Source organism: Nitrospira sp. T9, from assembly GCF_052156535.1.
In the GTDB taxonomy this organism is placed as follows: Bacteria; Nitrospirota; Nitrospiria; order Nitrospirales; family UBA8639; genus Nitrospira_E.
Genome location: NZ_JBQKUP010000034.1, coordinates 371487 through 387412, shown reverse-complemented (window position 1 = coordinate 387412; position 15926 = coordinate 371487). Strand labels below are relative to the sequence as shown.

Sequence of the window (15926 nt, the reverse complement as noted above, 5' to 3'; positions counted from 1 at the left end):
GCCCGGATGGACAGGGTTTTTCATCGCCATAATATTCTCTCCTCAATGATAGTCTACTAAATCCACATCAAAAGCGTGGCCATCTTCAAACCGGAAAATGATCCGGTGATTCCGTGACACGGTCACACTGTAAAACCCTTTTAGGTTGCCCGTAAGCCGATGAAAGCCAAAGCCTGTAATGTCGAGTTCTTGCACCATACGGGCGGTATCCAAGATCGAGAGATACAACTCGGCTTTCTCGGCAATATCCGTGCGAAGGCCGCTCCGATCGCCTTTGTCGTAGAGCTTTTTTAAGCCGCGATGCCTAAAATTCTCAATCATTGGTTATTGTAACACGTAACATGACATGTTACAATGAGTTTTTTTTGGTGGGAGTAAGTCGTTGAAGTGGCTAGCAAAAGATGAAATTATTTGTCGTAATCTATATTATCACACAACGGGAAGAGCTATGTTATCCACTTTTTTAAAGGGGAAGAATTCTAGGCACTTTTCTACCTATTTCAAGAGAAGAAAAATAAAAAAGGTCATTTCTATAATGACTATTATTGACCTAATTCTCTAATATACATATTCTAAGTCCTAGTCATTTGAATTGCTCAACTCCTATCAAAGAAAGAAAGCCTTTTTATGGTTCCAGAACTCAGTGAATGGACCATCGTATTAGTTGGACAGTGGAATCCTCATATTTTTAGCGCAAAGTGGATCGCGGAGGAATTATTTTCCTCACCAGGGATTTCAATAGAAGCCGAGATGATGATAGCCCCGACCATCTCTACGCCCCGTTATTCATATGATGATTTAATTATTAGCCCTTCCATTCATAGATTGATCGTTGGAGTAAAAAAAGCCGACGAAGAAACACTCACCAAAGCTGAAAGCTTGGCGGTAAAAGTCTTAGAGCTTCTGAGACATACTCCAATACGAGGCCTAGGAATAAACTTCGCATTTTCGGAAAAGGACTTGTCTCCTGAAATCTTGCGAATATTTAATTTACCTGATACTCCGGCCTCTTTGGCCGCTGGGATTGAGAAATATACAGATACAGAAATTATTCGAAAAGTTTCCCACTTGGATAGAGAGTTAAATATTAAAATAGGCCTTTCCGACAACAGCGCTAAATTCAAAATCCACTATAATTTTCATAAAACTGGTAAAAGTGCCGATAATACTAAGGAAAACTTACAAAATAGCGTAGTTAAATTTTATAACGAATCCTTAAGATTATCGAGCAAAGTCTACCAACTTTCACTTTCAACGGAGGAATCCGATGGACATTAAAACCCAAACTACCGACATCAGTACAATTGGGCATTTGTCGGAAGGAAATTATCAACCACTAAAAGAAGTTGACACATCCGAAGAGCCAACAGTTACTGAGGGATTTAGTAATTTACGAGAATATGGGAGGGTTGTTGTAGTTCGTGGAACCGAATTTCAACAAACTTTCACAATTCCCTTGAACCCTGAGAAGGAAGAAAGGCGGTATCAAAATCTCGTCGATAATCGTGGGCCAATCAAAATCGATTCCACCGGATCAGATGTATGACAGTTTGTTACCAGATATTCCCTTTCAATTATTATGGACATCGCTGATCCCAAATCAAAATCTTCCCTTCATTTTACCTACGCCCATCCCAACAAGAATTATCTACAGCAGGGCGATATTTTAAAAAAAACCGATGCATTAAAAGCAATTCTCGCCGATATTCATGGCTACTATACGACGAAAGAAGATTACACTAATTTTTTGGTTTTAACCCAAACCTGTGACCTAATACCTAGGGCCGTAGGGTATAAGGCTAAATATATTACCTTGGCAGTTGTGCGCCCTTTGGACCTTGTTCTTAATCGGGAATTTGAAAAGATTGTTGACCTTGATCTCGGTCAAAAGGGAAAGGTCGGAGGAAGTAAACACAGGAATAGAGCAAGACAATTTGTTGAAAGTTTGCTTAATAACAATATCAATGAATACTTTTATCTTCATGAGGAAACCACAAAGGGCCTTCATGAAGCATGTTGCGCATTTTTGCGCCTTTCTATTTCAATAAAAATTGACCATTACGACGCTTGCTTTAAGGCTCGGTTTCTCTCACTCGATGAAACCTTTCAGGCGAAGTTGGGGTGGTTAACAGGTAATATGTACTCAAGGGTGGGAACTGAAGAATGGGAAGCAGCCCGTGGAAAGGAAGAATATTCTGAAAAAATAAACCAGTTATTAGAACAGGATTGGCTATGGGTGGACGACAAGAAACTTCTTCTGGCCAATCAAGATAAGCCTGACAATCTTTTAAATAAAGAAGAAAAAACCATTCGAGATTACATTAAGAATTTTAAAATTAAGAAGCCTCGAACAAATGCCATCACAGGTGTACTAGAGGTCATTAAAAATTTAAAAGAGGAAGGTACACTTGCTGAGGCAAATGACGAAACAATTACCAAGCGGTTAAATTCCCATCCTTTGTTTGATAGTAGTTTTAAATAATTAATTCTTTTCCATACGATACATTATCACCCATTTCTACGGGACACGGTATTCGTATTCTTCCTCTTGGATATAGCAGGGGCCGCCGAGTTCAATATCATGCTCTTTTGCCCAATCTTGCGCATCGCCAAAGGTAACAAAATTCATCGCTTCATTCTTCTTTTTAGTCACCTTCCCGTTTTCATCAAAGTATGAGTTCGGCCCATTACCGTGTCGTTCGGGTTTGACGTAAATGACGTAATGCTTTCCCTTTTTCTTTTTTGGCATGATAATGGACTCCCGGGGGCTAGAGTGAAAGAACCTATACCTCCCGGCATTTTACCATTTTTCACAATAGACGATAATCATCTTACAGCGGTTTTTTCCGAACAGTCTTCGCTTTCCTAGTTGCCGTCTTTACACAGTCTTCGTAAATCCACGCACTACCCCAGCAATGATTCAGGAGAATGTAGTCATTCGATGGAAAAAGCGGTTTCATATCATCTAAAGAAGTACTCCCAGCCCCAACTTGAACAGAACTAAGCCGGTAAGTAATTCGTGGAGGTAAGCGTCCACCAGCTCGGAATGCGAGATATCCGTCCTGATCAACTTGCCATGAGTTCATTATAGTGGGATTATTACTATCTCGATCAATAGCACGAACATGTTCGCGAACTCGTTCACCTAATGCGTAGAAATCATCGAAGTTTTCTATACTCCAAATCCTGCGAGTTTGTTCGTTTACTACATCAGAATAGGACTGGCCGTCAGGGACAAGGACAGGATATCTAGCATCCACAAGCACCATTTTTTCAAGCCCGTCAAATTTATCAGCGTCACCATTTTTAAAATCGAAATGAATTTCCTTCGCCAATGAAAATAGGTTATGGCCAAATCGTTTGACATCCCTCTCAAACATTTCTATAGAACAACCATAATAAGCTTTGGTCAATCCAGCCTTTAAATACATTTCTACTGAGTAACCGAGAAGCAACATTGATGAGCGTGGCAGACCAGTAAGCAGATTCCAGTTTGGCGTTATGTGCCGTTTTTCAGACATAGAGTTTGGAGTACTTTTAGAGAAAGTTTGCCTCAAATCGGTCCATTTCTCTCTGACTATTTTTGCTGATGCCAGTAGCCCGTCACCCTCTTTAAGCCAATTTATCGGGTCAAATTGTCCGACGCTGCGATTTGATATTCGGCCTAAAAGGTTCATGGCAATTATTTCGTATTTGGGCTGTATAAGTATCGATGATATTGGCTGAATTTCCAACTTTCCACAATAACGGTTATCCGACACAATCAAATTCTTCCACCCGTTGTAAATGCTTGGCGTTTGGCTGGAAACGATACCAGTAGGTTTCGATAAAGCCCCCTACCCATTAAACCGCCGATACAAGCCGTCACCTTCGATCATTGAGCACGAAAAGGCAAAGAGAAAAATATTCTCTTCGAAATACGTCGAATGGAAGGCCATTCCCAGCTATATGTTTTTCGCGGGACATTCTCAATACACACCCCCTGCTCTATTGGTCTGGCGTGTGGTCATCTTTCGGAATTAACCATCCGGCCCGAGACGGCCACATGTTGGGGAAGATCCCGAATAATATTGCCCCTGTCATTGCCAATGGCCGTGCCGGCGGTGGTCCACGCAGTTTTTTCTTCTCCGTCTTTTTCATAGGCTTCCGGAACCGCAATTTTACCTCGTATGGACTCCAGGACAAATTCGGAAGAATTGATCAGAAAAACTCAATCATCTGATTGGCAAATGAGCAAAAATCTTCTATTCTGTATTACTTTTGGAAATATACACACCAAATCGTGTACTAAATTTTTTCTACTGAAAAATACCCCATCCCATTAAGCATATATCGAACATGGACTCCATTAAATTCGGGACTTCAGGGTGGCGGGCCATTGTGGCCGAGGACTTTACGGTCCGGAATATCCGTATCGTATGCCAGGGTATCGCTCAATTTCTCCGTCAACAGAAGTTGGGGCAACAAGGCATCCTTATTGGCTACGACGCCCGATTTTTAGGCGAGCATTTTGCCAAAGTGGCTGCAGAAGTCATGGCAGCCCATGGGATCCCTTGTCTGATTTGCGACCGGGACACCCCGACCCCGGCTATCTCCTACCACGTGGTCAGTCGCAAATTATCAGGAGCCATGAATATCTCAGCCAGCCACAATTCTCCTGAATGGAACGGGATCAAATTTACGCCGGACTGGGGAGGACCGGCGCTGCCTGAAACCACCAAGGCCATTGAACTGCGCATCCTACCGCTGTTGCATGGAGAACACATCAAATGGCTCCCCTGGGAGCGGGCGACACACGATGGCATGGTGCGGCATTTCGATCCGCAACCCGAATATTTGAAAGCTCTGGAATCGCTGGTGGATCGCGACCGCATCCGGAACGGCCGGATCCGGGTGATTTTTGATCCCCTCTATGGGACCTCCAGGCATTATCTGGATGAATTCCTCCGACAAGCCGGCGCAAAAATGGCCGTCCTACATCATTGGCGAGATCCGTATTTTGGAGGATTTCGACCGGAACCGACCGACGAGACACTTGAGGACCTGAAAGAGACCGTTCGCCGCGAAGGGGCACATCTCGGCCTGGCGACCGACGGAGACGGAGGCCGGTTTGGCATCGTGGATGCCAACGGCACCTTCATTCAAGCCAACTACATCCTGGCCCTTTTATTGGATTATCTCATTCGCAGTCGGCAATGGACCGGTGGAGTCGCTCGCTCGGTTGCCACTACCCATCTCATTGATGCCGTGGCGGCACACCATGGACTCACCGTCCACGAAACCCCGGTCGGATTCAAATACCTCGGCGAATTGCTCGCGAAAGGGGAAGTGGTCTTTGGCGGGGAGGAAAGCGCCGGGATGTCCATCAAGGGCCATGTACCGGAAGCAGATGGGATATTGGCCGGGGCATTGGTCGCAGAGATGGTGGCCTTTACCGGACAGACCATTCAGGAGTTACTGAAAGACCTGTTTGATCGAGTCGGCGCGACGTTCACGACACGACAAGATCTGCCGATGAGCGACCACCTCAAGACACAGGTCAAGCAGGTCCTTGAACATCCACCATCGGAGTTTGCGGGAGCCGAGGTCATCCATGCCAATAAACTGGATGGCTGCAAACTCCTCCTGCCGGATGACTCCTGGTATCTCATTCGATTGTCCGGAACCGAATCCCTCGTCCGATGCTATGGCGAAGCCAAAACCTCTGAGAAACTGGAAGAAATTATGCAGGCTGGGCGGGAACTACTGCATTCTCCTCACAATTGAATGTTCACGGGCTACAAGCCATGGACCCCTCCTCCTCGATACCCTGGTCATGTTTAATGAACCAAACTTTATGGACAGATTATGGCCTGTAGCGTGAAAGGGAGTGTTGAATAATAAGGATGTTCAAGGGGAAATGAGGTGGTCAGGCAATTGACCGGAGAAATCCAGACACAGGAGAAAAATTTCGTTTTCAACTCTCTTATGTAGAGGGATCAATAATTTTCAGCTTGGGCATTCCGGATCGATAAAATCCCCGGTCTCGAGTCGACAACGCATCCGCATGTTGTAGAGCGTGAGCCCCAATAAGAAAGTCAGCCACCATACGATCTCGCCGTCCACCCTTTAGCCGATAAGCCTTCCACAATCGCCCGGCAAACAATGAAGCCTCAACCCCTAAGGGGAAAAATTGCACTCCCAAAGTTTGCAAAACATCCCGGGCATCGCTCTCAGAATGAAAAACAGCCGAAACCTCGGCCCACACGACCTCACAAGCGACTAAAGATCCTTGATTAATACATGAACGAATAGCCTCTTTTAAGTGAACCCCATGAATGGGATCGGCCCCAAAAAGATCAATCAGGACGTTCGTATCAATGGCCGTAATCACTTGGGACCAGGTTTCCCTCGTAATGCCGTCATGGTTTGATCAGTGCGTTGTTTGGTTTTTAATATGCCAAACAATGCTCCTACCGGGTCAGACGTTTGAACTTTTGTGGCAACCAGCCTCCCTTTCTCTTCTCGAAAATCCAATACTTGTCCGGGTAGAAGACCTAAACGGTCTCGAAGAGGTTTGGGGATCGTCACTTGTCCTTTTTCAGAGATGGTTGTTTTCATACTTTTACTGTAGGAATTCCTACTCATTTGGTCAAATTACATACAGTTACCCGTAGCAAATCCAGAAGAATCACCCTCATGTTCTTCTTCGTTCCTCCAAAATGGTACCGTACCTCACGAATTAAATCAGGGTTTATTCATATAAAATAGCGAAGGAAACTCCTCTTCGCTTGCTGAGGGGAGCTTCACTTCCTTTCATCTATTAGAAAGATATTGATTCGAGTGGTAAGGAGTAAAAAAGCGGGTGGGCATCCGCCACCCGCTACGACTCGTTGTGATGAAGAGAAAAAGAATAGAGATGAAGATTTTACCCCATCAGACGGCGGTTAGCGCCATGGCTTTTTCGATCCTTTTGGCTGTGGCCTTGGCATTGCGGGCCAACCGTTTTTCTTCAACTTTTTCAAGTTCATGCTCTATGGCCTGAAAGGCTGAGCGAATGGCTTCTTCAAAGGTTTTCGATTCTTTTCTGGCGGTCACCGTTCGACGCCGGGGAAGCGTCACGACAACCAGCGCCTCCGCGTTATCAGCCCCTTTTTTATGATGGGCATTTTTCGTAAGAGTGACACGGGCATGAATGATGCGAATGGTATCCGTTTGCAACGCCTCGGTCCGTCTCTCAATTTCGGCTTTCCACCGAGGGGTCATGCCAACGTTACGGCTCTCAATTTTTACATCCAGCGATTGTTCATCCATAGACACTCCTTCTTTGGCTGTTCGTTCAAGCTGTGAAACATCCAACACCTTCCGGCCTGTTTTTCGGATGACGAAATCCTGAGTCAACCCTCCTTTTTTATTGGTTATCTATAGTGTAAAAATTTCTCTTTCTTCAGTCAAAGGTCTCATCACCGATTCTGTAATTTTTTTTCTCTTTGCAAGACTGATACAGTATATCAGGGTGGGTGGAAAACGAAGAAGTTTCCACCCTCTCAGCTCAGAGGAGGGCTAGCAGATGTCTATAAATGTAAACGTCAACAGGAGAAATCTTATGAAAATCGGCATGGCATTAGGGTTCGGAGTTCTCGCCAAAACTCTTGGCGTGGCATTGGCCGCTCCCACGACCCCAACCGGGGGGTCGGATATCACCAAAGTCACGAAAACGGATGAAGAGTGGAAGGCACTGTTAACACCCATGCAATACCGTGTCTTGCGGCATGAAGACACCGAGCCGCCCTTTACCAATGAATATCATCAAAGTAAAGCCAAAGGCATTTACCAATGCGCAGGATGTGCGTTGCCACTCTTTTCTTCCGACACGAAATTCGACAGCGGGACGGGATGGCCCAGCTTTTGGCAACCGATTTCGGAAAAAGTGGTCGAAACCCGCACCGATTGGAAATTGATTTATCCACGAACCGAAGTCCATTGCGCCCAATGTGGTGGCCACCAGGGACACATATTTGACGACGGCCCACCGCCGACGGGATTACGCTATTGCATTAATTCTGCGGCCTTGAAATTTGTTCCGGCGTAGCAAAGCGCTGGTGCACTAACTGCTCGACTGCCGGAAAATGTCGCTCCGGAAGATTGCGAAACCGTTTTCGGCAGTCAGCCACCGCTTCTTCAGCAGACGTATAGTGTCTGGAAGAAGGAAGCAGGTTTTTTGAATACTCGCGCAGCCGCCTCGCGACCAAGGGGGCCAAGGTTTCATCCCCGGCCAACGCCTGCGCCGCCGCTTCAATATTTCCCTGATAGGTGACCAACGCCTGAAATCCAAGACCTTTCAATCGTTGGGTGACGGTGCTGCGATCCCACCCTAAAGCTTTAGCTGTCGCCTGCATATCGAATCCATGACGTCGCAGGTATTCCAACACCATGTCATCCTCCAATCGCTCCAGTTCCACCCGACCGTGCCCCTCGCCCTTCACGGAGGGCAGGACGGGTCTACTGAGATGCAAATCTGCTTCGGTAATGAGGGACCCGTTGGCCAACGCCACGGCCTGGGCCACGGTTTGTCGAAGTTCTCGAATATTGCCCGGCCAGTGATAGGCCATGATCGCATCCAGTGCCCCTTGCGTGAACCTCACATCCATTCGATTCTGTTGCCGAGAAAAATACTGTAGGAAGGATTGGGCCAACAGCAGACAGTCTTCCTCCCCCCGTTCCCGTAGAGGAGGCAGAGTCAACACAATACTCCGTAATCGATAATAGAGATCTTCCCGGTATCGACCTTCCTCTACATCCTGTTGAAGATTGCAATTTGTCGCCGCGATAATTCGCACATCCACCTGGGTGAGCCGGCTTTCTCCAACCCGGTGAAATGACCCGTCCTCCAAAAACCGCAGTAATTTTGCTTGCAAATCGGATGGGAGTTCCCCGACTTCATCCAAAAAGAGCGTTCCCCCATTCGCCGTTTCAATATACCCCTCACGACCAACCGCGCCGGTAAAGGCTCCCTTCACATGGCCGAACAATTCTCCTTCAAATAACTCCGCCCGGATCGCGGCCATATTTACCGACACAAATGGGCCACGATGCCGAGGACTCAAGGCATGGGCCGCTCGAGCAAACACTTCTTTGCCCGTGCCCGTTTCTCCCAATAGAAGAATGGGGCCCTGGGTTCTAGACGCTTTTTTTACATCCTGGAAAACACGAAGGACCGCAGGGGCACGGGTCAGAATATGAAACGACTCACATTCTTGAAGTAATGCCTGATTCTCACAGGATTCGGGGTGCTGATGCTCAGCATGCTGCATGGCCGGCACCTGCCGACGAAGATCCTCCAATTCAATCTGCAACCGGTCAATCTGTCGTCGGGTTTCTTCAATTTCGGATTGAGAAATCTCCAATTGGCGAGACACCCCCCCTTGCTGAGTTTCTAAACCTTCAATAACCGTTGCCGACCGGTGTACATGATCGTGTGCCACATGCAAGCGAGTCTCGAGTTCATGGACATGCTGCTGTCTCTTTGCCAGCTCTGTTTCCAATTGTTGTAGCTGCTGTCGCCCTTGAGTGATCCGCCGTTGGATAATCGACCGGGACCGGGACAACCGCCAAGCCAGCGTTCCCCCTACGGTCATTCCTAAAGCCAATCCTGTACTCAAGATCGGCCACACCCAACCACTGTGAAGTCCCCACAGCAGAGCAAGCCCCGCAAGAAGAATACCGGCTAGGCCCATCATCCCAAGGCGGATTAGCGGAATTTCCCGAAGAATAAACCAGGCGAAGAACAGCCCTACACACATTGTCGCAAGGAAAGCGACCCATACAGGAGTCCTGGAGACCCATCCGTTAGTCAGCACCGCATTGGTCAATAAGACATGAAGAAATTCAGCCGGCACCGCTGATTCCCACGGGGTTGAAAGCGTTGTTTTCTTCGACACAGGAGAAAAAAGGATCACCGCTTTTCCGCGAAACAACTTCGTTAATTGATCGCGATCTTTACTCTGAATGATGTTCCACACATCCGCAAAGGCATGCCTAGGGAAGGGTGAAGTGGCCCAATGTCCAACAAACCGGATCTGAAGGTCGTTGATCTTCGGTTCCATAGATGTGGCCGCTTCCGATAACAACGAGGCCATTACGAGACCGATCGGAGGATGCGGCGATGAACCTGCAGAAAGGGCATGGGACTTCACACCCCTAGACACTCCGTCCGCATCAGGTATCACGTCCAGCGTCCCCAATGCGGTTGCCGCATCGGCCAAGGCGGGAGGAACCGAATCCGGGTAGACCACAGACCCGACTCGTTTGGTCACTTCAGCCAGTCGAACCAGTCCAGCCAACCCCCCACATTCCGAGGCTATTGGAGAGGACACATCAATTGAAGGAACGATGACAGCAGCGCCAGCCTCATGAAGGGCCACCAGTGTGGATTCCAACACGGAAAGATTCCATCGTCCTTCCCCACATAACGCGGGACTGGTGCTCTTCGTGACCGTCACCAAGACCAGTGAAGGGTCGACAGGTCCAGGTGCCATGTGAGCCAGTTGCCAATCAGTCAACCATCGTTCTCTCTGGGGAAAAAGGGAGGAGACGCTAAAAGCCAGCACCGTGCTCACGAGTGAAAAGGCGAGGGCCAATGCCATGGTCTTGGAACGATCCGTCATTGAGGTCCTAATCACAGAAAATTCAGGAAGTTCCCGTTCCCATACATGCAACCTGGCTCAGAATTACAACCCCGGCATGACGGACTGGTCCGGACATCCATTTGCCGCCAATTGCCAATCTGCGGAAAAACGTTCAGCTGATTCAGGAGCAACGGCTCGAACGACCTGACAGGAAAAGGGATTTCCTTCTTTCGCCGTTTGCAGAAAATAATTTCGGATCTGAGAATCTGCTGGAACCAAGCGACCACGCTCTCCATTCACATACCAGGCATGGAGGGTATGTTGGGCAGCCCGATCACCGGCCAAAGCCTGGTTGATTACCCATTCAACAACGGGTTCACTCGGAGTCAGGTGGTCCCAGGTCCCTTCATCATTGGCCACCTGATTGGACATGGGATGGGGAGGAGCCAACCGGTGAAGATCTTCTCGAATGAGACCAAAGCCGGTTAACACCTCCTGCCGGTCACTGGATGAAAAGAGGTGTCGATGCAGGCCGCGACGGAATTGTGAGAGCTGTTCTCTGGCGGTCTGCGTGAGCGAATCGGCCATCCACGCCCGACTACTCCGAAACCACCATAACATCGCCAAGGGGATGTTGCGATCCACACCACTGCCATTGGCATACATCGAAGCCAACAGGCTTTGGGCTTCGCCCGATCCGCCTTCGGCCGCCAGACGGAGCGGCTCGACCGCTTCACCGGTTCGATTCTGAGCACGAAGCACAACCCCCAAATGAAACCATGCCTCGACCAATTGAGGCTCAATCTCGACCGCTCGTTGAAAGGCGGCAACAGCCTGAGATAAGTTCCCCGCTTCAGCCTGGGCTTTTCCAATGGCAAAATGGAGGTGCGCCCAGGCCGGTTGCAATCGAGAAGCGGATTGCAGGGCGACCACAGCCCTTTCCCATTGGCGGGTGGCCAGAAGCGCCGAGCCCAACTGAGACCACCCCGGAGCCCATTCAGGACGCTGACCCGTTACCACATCAAATTCAACCGCCGCCTCGTCGATAAGTCCCATGGCAGCCATGGCGACTCCCAAATTGTAATGGAGCCATACTCCATCTTTGGCAAAGGGATCCCGGCGTAAAGCCTCACGCCAGAGCGAAGCAGCCCGCGCCCAATTTCCCTGACGACTCCACACAACACCAAGCAGCAATCTCGCTGAAGTCAATCGAGGATCGAGAGAAAGTGCCCTTTCCAGTGAAGGAACACTGGCTGACTCGTCTCCTTTCGCAAACAACGCCACACCGATATTGTAATGCGCGGCTACAAGGTCAGATTGAAGTGCCAACGCCTTCCGGGAATGTCCGATCGCCTCTTGATAATTCCCCTCTTGCAAACGGAGTAATCCCAAATTGGCATAGACCTTGGGGAGTTCGGGCTCCAACGCCAGGGCACGCCTCCAGGCCTGTTCGGCCAGAGTATTTTCATGTGATGCATAATAGGCCAACCCCAAGGCTTCATAGGCATGCGCCCAATGAGTTGCGTCATGAATCGTCGCTTGAAAATGGGCCACAGCTTGCACAGGATCTCCTGCAGCCAAATACCCCAATCCCAACGCATAATGGGCTTCAAAAAAATCAGGCTGAAGGCGAAGGACCGCCCGCCATTGCGCCAGGGCCTGCGCAAGCCGACCATCCCGCACCAGAGAGATCCCATAGTTATACGAAACCAGGGCTGACAGGTGATACCGCAAGGAGGCCGTGTGAAAATCCAACCGTTCCGCTTGCGACCAGGCCGCAATGGCTCCGGTTAAATCCCCCGTTTTGGCCAGGGCCACCCCAAGATTATGATAGGCATCGGCATAGCCAGGCCGTTGACGAGCAGTCTCCCGAAACTCGTCAATGGCCACATCCAGTTCATTCGTGAGAAAAAAATCAATCCCTAACTGAAGATGCGCTTCCGCGGAATCCTGAATGGGAGATGAATCCGCTTGGGAGGCACCAGTCACCTCTGCAGAGGAGGGGTAAACGATAAGAAGCCCCAGCGAGAGGGAAACTCCCAACATCGCCGACCAGACTGTCAAGTAGGCAGATCCCCCTCGATTTACCATCAGAAAAATTGGCTATTAGAAATTGATAAGGCTCAAGAAGCCACGTCACCCTCATGAGCACCAACTTCAATTTATTAAGAAATCAAGGAAAATGGAAGGGCGTAACTGGACTATCAGGCCTTCACCGCCATCCCCTGAGAAAAATAGGCAAAAGGCTTCGGAACGCCGGGAAGATAAAAGTTCTCGAGTGCGGTGACCGTCCAACCCTGAGCCTCAATCATCTGAACCATTGGACGGTTTAAATGACAGCCATCACCAAGATGTTTCCAGGCCGGCGTGAGACGATCCTGCCACCGGCGGACCGAACGATCCGGACTTTGCCCATGCTCTAAAAACAACAACCGTCCTCCAGGTCTCACGACCCGAAACAATTCCTGCAGAGCCTTCGAAAGTTGGGGAACGCTGCATAAGGTCATCGTGCTCACAACGGTATCAAAGCAGGCAGAGGGAAAGGGGAGCGCTTCAGCCAAGGCCAAGGCAAGATGAACGGGAACCACCGCCTCCGCCTGAAGCGAGCGGGCCAACGGGATCATCCCGGGGTTGGGATCAATCGCCGTCAAGGAATGGATCCGGGAATAATAGTAAGAAAAATTGGCGCCGGACCCAAACCCGATTTCCAAAACCAACCCTGACGCCTTTGCAACCAACGCCTGCCGCAAGGGGACAAAACCCGCTTGACCCATACTCCAATGGACCAGCCTGGGAAACACTCGTCGTGAATACCACCCGCGTTTCATGAATCCCCTTCAAGGCAATTGAATATGTCTTCTCATTTGCCTTTTCCTAAGCATCAGGATAACGTTTATCCTCCAAAATAGTCCGCAAGCAAGCCCATGAGCCAGAATCCCATCGACAATATCTTTCAATTTACCCCGGTTCCTTTATGAATAAATGACCCGAACGCCAAAGGTCGTTGAGAAAGTTTTTATCTCGAGAATGTATGCGGTGACAGTGGCATACCTGAGCACCATCGATAAGATAATCGGGAGAAAGGGAGTTGTGCTGAAGACCGACTAGAACGAGCAGGGGCCAGAAGGATGGCTTCTGCTCGCACGAAAGCCCTCACTCATGCAGTCTCTTCACTCCGGTCACCCTGAAGGGAGAATTCCCGATTGAGAACCCACCTTGAATCTCGACACAATTTTTTGTAAGGGGTGGGAATTCACAAGAGAGAAGTTTTAGAGATCGGAAGGATTTTTTTGGTGCCGAAGGCGGGACTTGAAGTCGCAGGAGCGGAAGCCTGACTCCTGCTCTCACTTAGGGGGCCAGCCCCCTCGTGCCTCCGCTAGGCTCCGGTCACCCCATGAAGGGGGAATACCCCCTTCAAAACCGGCGGTTTGAGCCTCACTTTTATCATTTGAGACTAAGTAGAGTTTTGAAGTACGAGAAGTATATGAAGTCGGTAGGATTATTGGTGCCGAAGGCGGGACTTGAACCCGCATGGGTTTCCCCACACGCCCCTCAAACGTGCGTGTCTGCCATTCCACCACTTCGGCACGAAGTAGGCAGATTATGAAACCTCTTGATGTCCTTGTCAACGCGTGAAACGCGGAGTAGAATCCCGGCCATCCTCAAAAATTAATTGACCGCCCGGATTATAGCTCACCATGACCCGCTCGACCTCTTCGCCCGCACCCCTGACTCATTCTCAACACTGGATCGGTGCCTTTTTCGATGTGGATAACACATTGATTCCCGGCGCCTCGATTGAAATAGGATTTTTCCGGTATCTCTGGCAAGACGGTGTCGTGGGTTGGCCGGAGGTATGGCATAGCCTGGAATATGCCATTCGTCACATGCCCCCCGTTTCGTTCAACCCTCTGCGACGGAGGAAGCTGTATCTGATGGGGCATGATGTCTCACTCATTGAACAGATGGCCAGCGAGTACGTGGAGTTATATGTTGTTCCACGGGTCGCAGCGAGGGCTTTGAATCGTTTATCCCGTCATCGGGATGCCGGACATGTCGTAGCCTTCGTCAGCGGATCACCTGAGTTCTTAGTGAAACCACTGGCCGAGGCACTTGGAGTCTCATTGGTATTTGGCGCAAGACCGGAATCCCAGGAAGGACTCTTTACGGGAAAAGTGTTTGCCCCGTTGCCCTATGGTGAGGGAAAAGGCCGTTATGTGGAGCGCCTAGCCGCCCATTTCAATCTGGACTTGACGCGCAGCTATGCCTATGGCGATAGCCCTGGAGATTTTCACGCACTCCAACTGGTTGGCCATCCCTTTGTCGTGAATCCCATTCGGGGCATGGCTCGCATTGCCCGCGAGCGGGGTTGGCCAATTACACAATGGGCTTAGAAGGCGCGGTCATCCTGGATGAAATCGACCTGCTTGCTTGCGCCGGTTTGATAGCTTCTCCGGTCCTTTTCATCGAATAGCCCCCTTTTCGCCCCACATGATCGAAAATATCACTCAACCCGATCCAACCTTGTGACGATTACTCATCTCCGACAGCCACCTAGCACACCCTTCTCTGTCCCCTCCCCCTCACCCCGTATTTTGAGTACAATGTCACCTGATGCGTGCTGGAGCTGAGAGTGTTTATGACCACTTTGCCTTCCCTAAAGATCACCGAAATCTTTCATAGCCTTCAAGGTGAATCCACCCGTGTGGGACAACCGTGCGTGTTTGTCCGGTTAACGGGTTGTCCGCTTCGTTGCACCTGGTGTGACACGGAATATGCCTTTTATGGTGGAAATACCATGCCGATTGAGACAATTCTGACGCAGGTACAATCATATGGTTGTCCGCTCGTCGAGGTGACCGGCGGTGAACCATTGCATCAACCTGGCTCTCTGGTATTGTTAACACAATTATGCGAGGCTGGATTTCAGGTGATGCTGGAAACCAGCGGGGCGTTTGATATTGCCAACGTGGATGAGCGGGTTTCGATTATTCTGGATGTGAAATGTCCGGGTAGTGGAATGACCGACCGGATGCGGTGGGATACCCTTAGGCATTTGTCCGGAAAAGACGAAGTAAAGTTTGTTTTGAAGGACCGGGCCGATTACGAGTGGGCGCGCGATATCGTGAAACGGTATTCATTGGGGGACCGCTGTCCCGTCCATATGAGTCCGGTCTTTGGAGTCCTTCATCTTCAATCCCTGGCTGAATGGATTCTGGAAGATCGACTGCCTGTTCGTTTTCAACTCCAATTGCATAAAGTGATCTGGGATCCCCAAACCCGTGGCGTGTAACAATACCACGGCAAGGGGATCTGTTT

General features: G+C 49.3%; 16 protein-coding genes and 1 tRNA gene. 7 read left to right on the top strand and 10 right to left on the bottom strand.

The genetic code is table 11. The features are described from left to right. Positions 1–42 precede the first annotated feature (42 nt). Positions 43–321: a type II toxin-antitoxin system RelE/ParE family toxin gene (locus tag ACTRXD_RS10350; protein WP_442431727.1), complete on the bottom strand. Its 279-nt coding sequence runs from the start codon at positions 319–321 to the stop codon at positions 43–45. A gap of 306 nt (positions 322–627) precedes the next feature. Between ACTRXD_RS10350 and ACTRXD_RS10345 the strand changes: the two genes are divergently transcribed. Genes ACTRXD_RS10345 through ACTRXD_RS10335 form a run of 3 tightly spaced genes read left to right on the top strand, consistent with a single transcriptional unit; the run spans position 628 to position 2482 of the window. Further along, on the top strand, positions 628–1278 hold the full coding sequence (locus tag ACTRXD_RS10345) for a hypothetical protein (RefSeq protein ID WP_442431726.1): 651 nt from the start codon (positions 628–630) through the stop codon (positions 1276–1278). Beyond that, a complete protein-coding gene (locus ACTRXD_RS10340; protein ID WP_442431725.1) occupies positions 1268–1546 on the top strand; it encodes a hypothetical protein in 279 nt (92 codons plus the stop codon). The genes ACTRXD_RS10345 and ACTRXD_RS10340 overlap by 11 nt, the downstream gene beginning before the upstream one ends. Positions 1547–1579: 33 nt before the next feature. Further along, positions 1580–2482 (top strand): hypothetical protein, encoded by a 903-nt coding sequence (locus tag ACTRXD_RS10335; protein WP_442431724.1) that lies wholly within the window; start codon positions 1580–1582, stop codon positions 2480–2482. Positions 2483–2518: 36 nt separating this feature from the next. Here the strand turns inward: ACTRXD_RS10335 and ACTRXD_RS10330 are convergent, their stop codons facing one another. Together ACTRXD_RS10330 and ACTRXD_RS10325 are read right to left on the bottom strand one after the other, a co-directional pair. After that, on the bottom strand, positions 2519–2749 hold the full coding sequence (locus ACTRXD_RS10330; protein ID WP_442431723.1) for a hypothetical protein: 231 nt from the start codon (positions 2747–2749) through the stop codon (positions 2519–2521). 82 nt (positions 2750–2831) lie between these two features. Further along, on the bottom strand, positions 2832–3677 hold the full coding sequence (locus ACTRXD_RS10325; RefSeq protein WP_442431722.1) for a hypothetical protein: 846 nt from the start codon (positions 3675–3677) through the stop codon (positions 2832–2834). Positions 3678–4338: 661 nt separating this feature from the next. Here ACTRXD_RS10325 and ACTRXD_RS10320 point away from each other — a divergent pair. Further along, a complete protein-coding gene (locus ACTRXD_RS10320) occupies positions 4339–5766 on the top strand; it encodes a phosphoglucomutase/phosphomannomutase family protein (RefSeq protein ID WP_442431721.1) in 1428 nt (475 codons plus the stop codon). Between the two features lie 199 nt (positions 5767–5965). On the opposite strand, the gene ACTRXD_RS10315 is transcribed toward ACTRXD_RS10320, so the two are convergent. From ACTRXD_RS10315 to ACTRXD_RS10305, 3 genes are all read right to left on the bottom strand, one after another. Continuing rightward, positions 5966–6373, bottom strand: coding sequence for a type II toxin-antitoxin system VapC family toxin (locus ACTRXD_RS10315; protein ID WP_442431720.1), 408 nt, complete (start codon positions 6371–6373; stop codon positions 5966–5968). Continuing rightward, positions 6370–6600: an AbrB/MazE/SpoVT family DNA-binding domain-containing protein gene (locus tag ACTRXD_RS10310; RefSeq protein WP_442431719.1), complete on the bottom strand. Its 231-nt coding sequence runs from the start codon at positions 6598–6600 to the stop codon at positions 6370–6372. Before ACTRXD_RS10310 ends, ACTRXD_RS10315 begins: the two co-directional genes overlap by 4 nt. A gap of 315 nt (positions 6601–6915) precedes the next feature. Next, positions 6916–7293, bottom strand: a complete 378-nt coding sequence (locus ACTRXD_RS10305) for an HPF/RaiA family ribosome-associated protein (protein ID WP_442431718.1) — start codon at positions 7291–7293, stop codon at positions 6916–6918. A gap of 292 nt (positions 7294–7585) precedes the next feature. Here ACTRXD_RS10305 and msrB point away from each other — a divergent pair, with 292 nt between their 5' ends. Further along, positions 7586–8071, top strand: a complete 486-nt coding sequence (gene msrB, locus ACTRXD_RS10300) for a peptide-methionine (R)-S-oxide reductase MsrB (protein WP_442431717.1) — start codon at positions 7586–7588, stop codon at positions 8069–8071. Here the strand turns inward: msrB and ACTRXD_RS10295 are convergent. From ACTRXD_RS10295 to ACTRXD_RS10280, 4 genes are all read right to left on the bottom strand, one after another. Beyond that, a complete protein-coding gene (locus ACTRXD_RS10295; protein ID WP_442431716.1) occupies positions 8037–10646 on the bottom strand; it encodes a sigma 54-interacting transcriptional regulator in 2610 nt (869 codons plus the stop codon). The genes msrB and ACTRXD_RS10295 overlap by 35 nt on opposite strands. A gap of 63 nt (positions 10647–10709) precedes the next feature. Further along, positions 10710–12671, bottom strand: coding sequence for a tetratricopeptide repeat protein (locus ACTRXD_RS10290; protein WP_442431715.1), 1962 nt, complete (start codon positions 12669–12671; stop codon positions 10710–10712). 140 nt (positions 12672–12811) lie between these two features. Then, a complete protein-coding gene (locus ACTRXD_RS10285) occupies positions 12812–13435 on the bottom strand; it encodes a class I SAM-dependent methyltransferase (protein WP_442431714.1) in 624 nt (207 codons plus the stop codon). Between the two features lie 675 nt (positions 13436–14110). Continuing rightward, a tRNA-Leu gene (locus tag ACTRXD_RS10280) sits at positions 14111–14194 on the bottom strand. Between the two features lie 111 nt (positions 14195–14305). On the opposite strand from ACTRXD_RS10280, the gene ACTRXD_RS10275 reads away from it, so the two are divergent. Beyond that, positions 14306–15001, top strand: coding sequence for an HAD family hydrolase (locus ACTRXD_RS10275; protein ID WP_442431713.1), 696 nt, complete (start codon positions 14306–14308; stop codon positions 14999–15001). Between the two features lie 245 nt (positions 15002–15246). Beyond that, the gene (queE, locus tag ACTRXD_RS10270; protein ID WP_442431712.1) at positions 15247–15900 is read left to right on the top strand and encodes a 7-carboxy-7-deazaguanine synthase QueE; all 654 of its coding nucleotides are present in this window, start codon (positions 15247–15249) and stop codon (positions 15898–15900) included. Positions 15901–15926: the final 26 nt, after the last annotated feature.

Bases quoted from the DNA above. Each gene is read 5' to 3' on its own strand.
- ACTRXD_RS10295 (WP_442431716.1), bottom strand. From the start codon at position 10,646: ATGACGGATCGTTCCAAGACCATGGCATTGGCCCTCGCCTTTTCACTC.
- ACTRXD_RS10325 (WP_442431722.1), bottom strand. From the start codon at position 3,677: ATGAACCTTTTAGGCCGAATATCAAATCGCAGCGTCGGACAATTTGAC.
- msrB (WP_442431717.1), top strand. From the start codon at position 7,586: ATGAAAATCGGCATGGCATTAGGGTTCGGAGTTCTCGCCAAAACTCTT.
- queE (WP_442431712.1), top strand. From the start codon at position 15,247: ATGACCACTTTGCCTTCCCTAAAGATCACCGAAATCTTTCATAGCCTT.
- ACTRXD_RS10310 (WP_442431719.1), bottom strand. From the start codon at position 6,600: ATGAAAACAACCATCTCTGAAAAAGGACAAGTGACGATCCCCAAACCT.
- ACTRXD_RS10285 (WP_442431714.1), bottom strand. From the start codon at position 13,435: ATGAAACGCGGGTGGTATTCACGACGAGTGTTTCCCAGGCTGGTCCAT.
- ACTRXD_RS10305 (WP_442431718.1), bottom strand. From the start codon at position 7,293: ATGGATGAACAATCGCTGGATGTAAAAATTGAGAGCCGTAACGTTGGC.
- ACTRXD_RS10330 (WP_442431723.1), bottom strand. From the start codon at position 2,749: ATGCCAAAAAAGAAAAAGGGAAAGCATTACGTCATTTACGTCAAACCC.
- ACTRXD_RS10340 (WP_442431725.1), top strand. From the start codon at position 1,268: ATGGACATTAAAACCCAAACTACCGACATCAGTACAATTGGGCATTTG.
- ACTRXD_RS10335 (WP_442431724.1), top strand. From the start codon at position 1,580: ATGGACATCGCTGATCCCAAATCAAAATCTTCCCTTCATTTTACCTAC.
- ACTRXD_RS10275 (WP_442431713.1), top strand. From the start codon at position 14,306: ATGACCCGCTCGACCTCTTCGCCCGCACCCCTGACTCATTCTCAACAC.
- ACTRXD_RS10345 (WP_442431726.1), top strand. From the start codon at position 628: ATGGTTCCAGAACTCAGTGAATGGACCATCGTATTAGTTGGACAGTGG.
- ACTRXD_RS10320 (WP_442431721.1), top strand. From the start codon at position 4,339: ATGGACTCCATTAAATTCGGGACTTCAGGGTGGCGGGCCATTGTGGCC.
- ACTRXD_RS10350 (WP_442431727.1), bottom strand. From the start codon at position 321: ATGATTGAGAATTTTAGGCATCGCGGCTTAAAAAAGCTCTACGACAAA.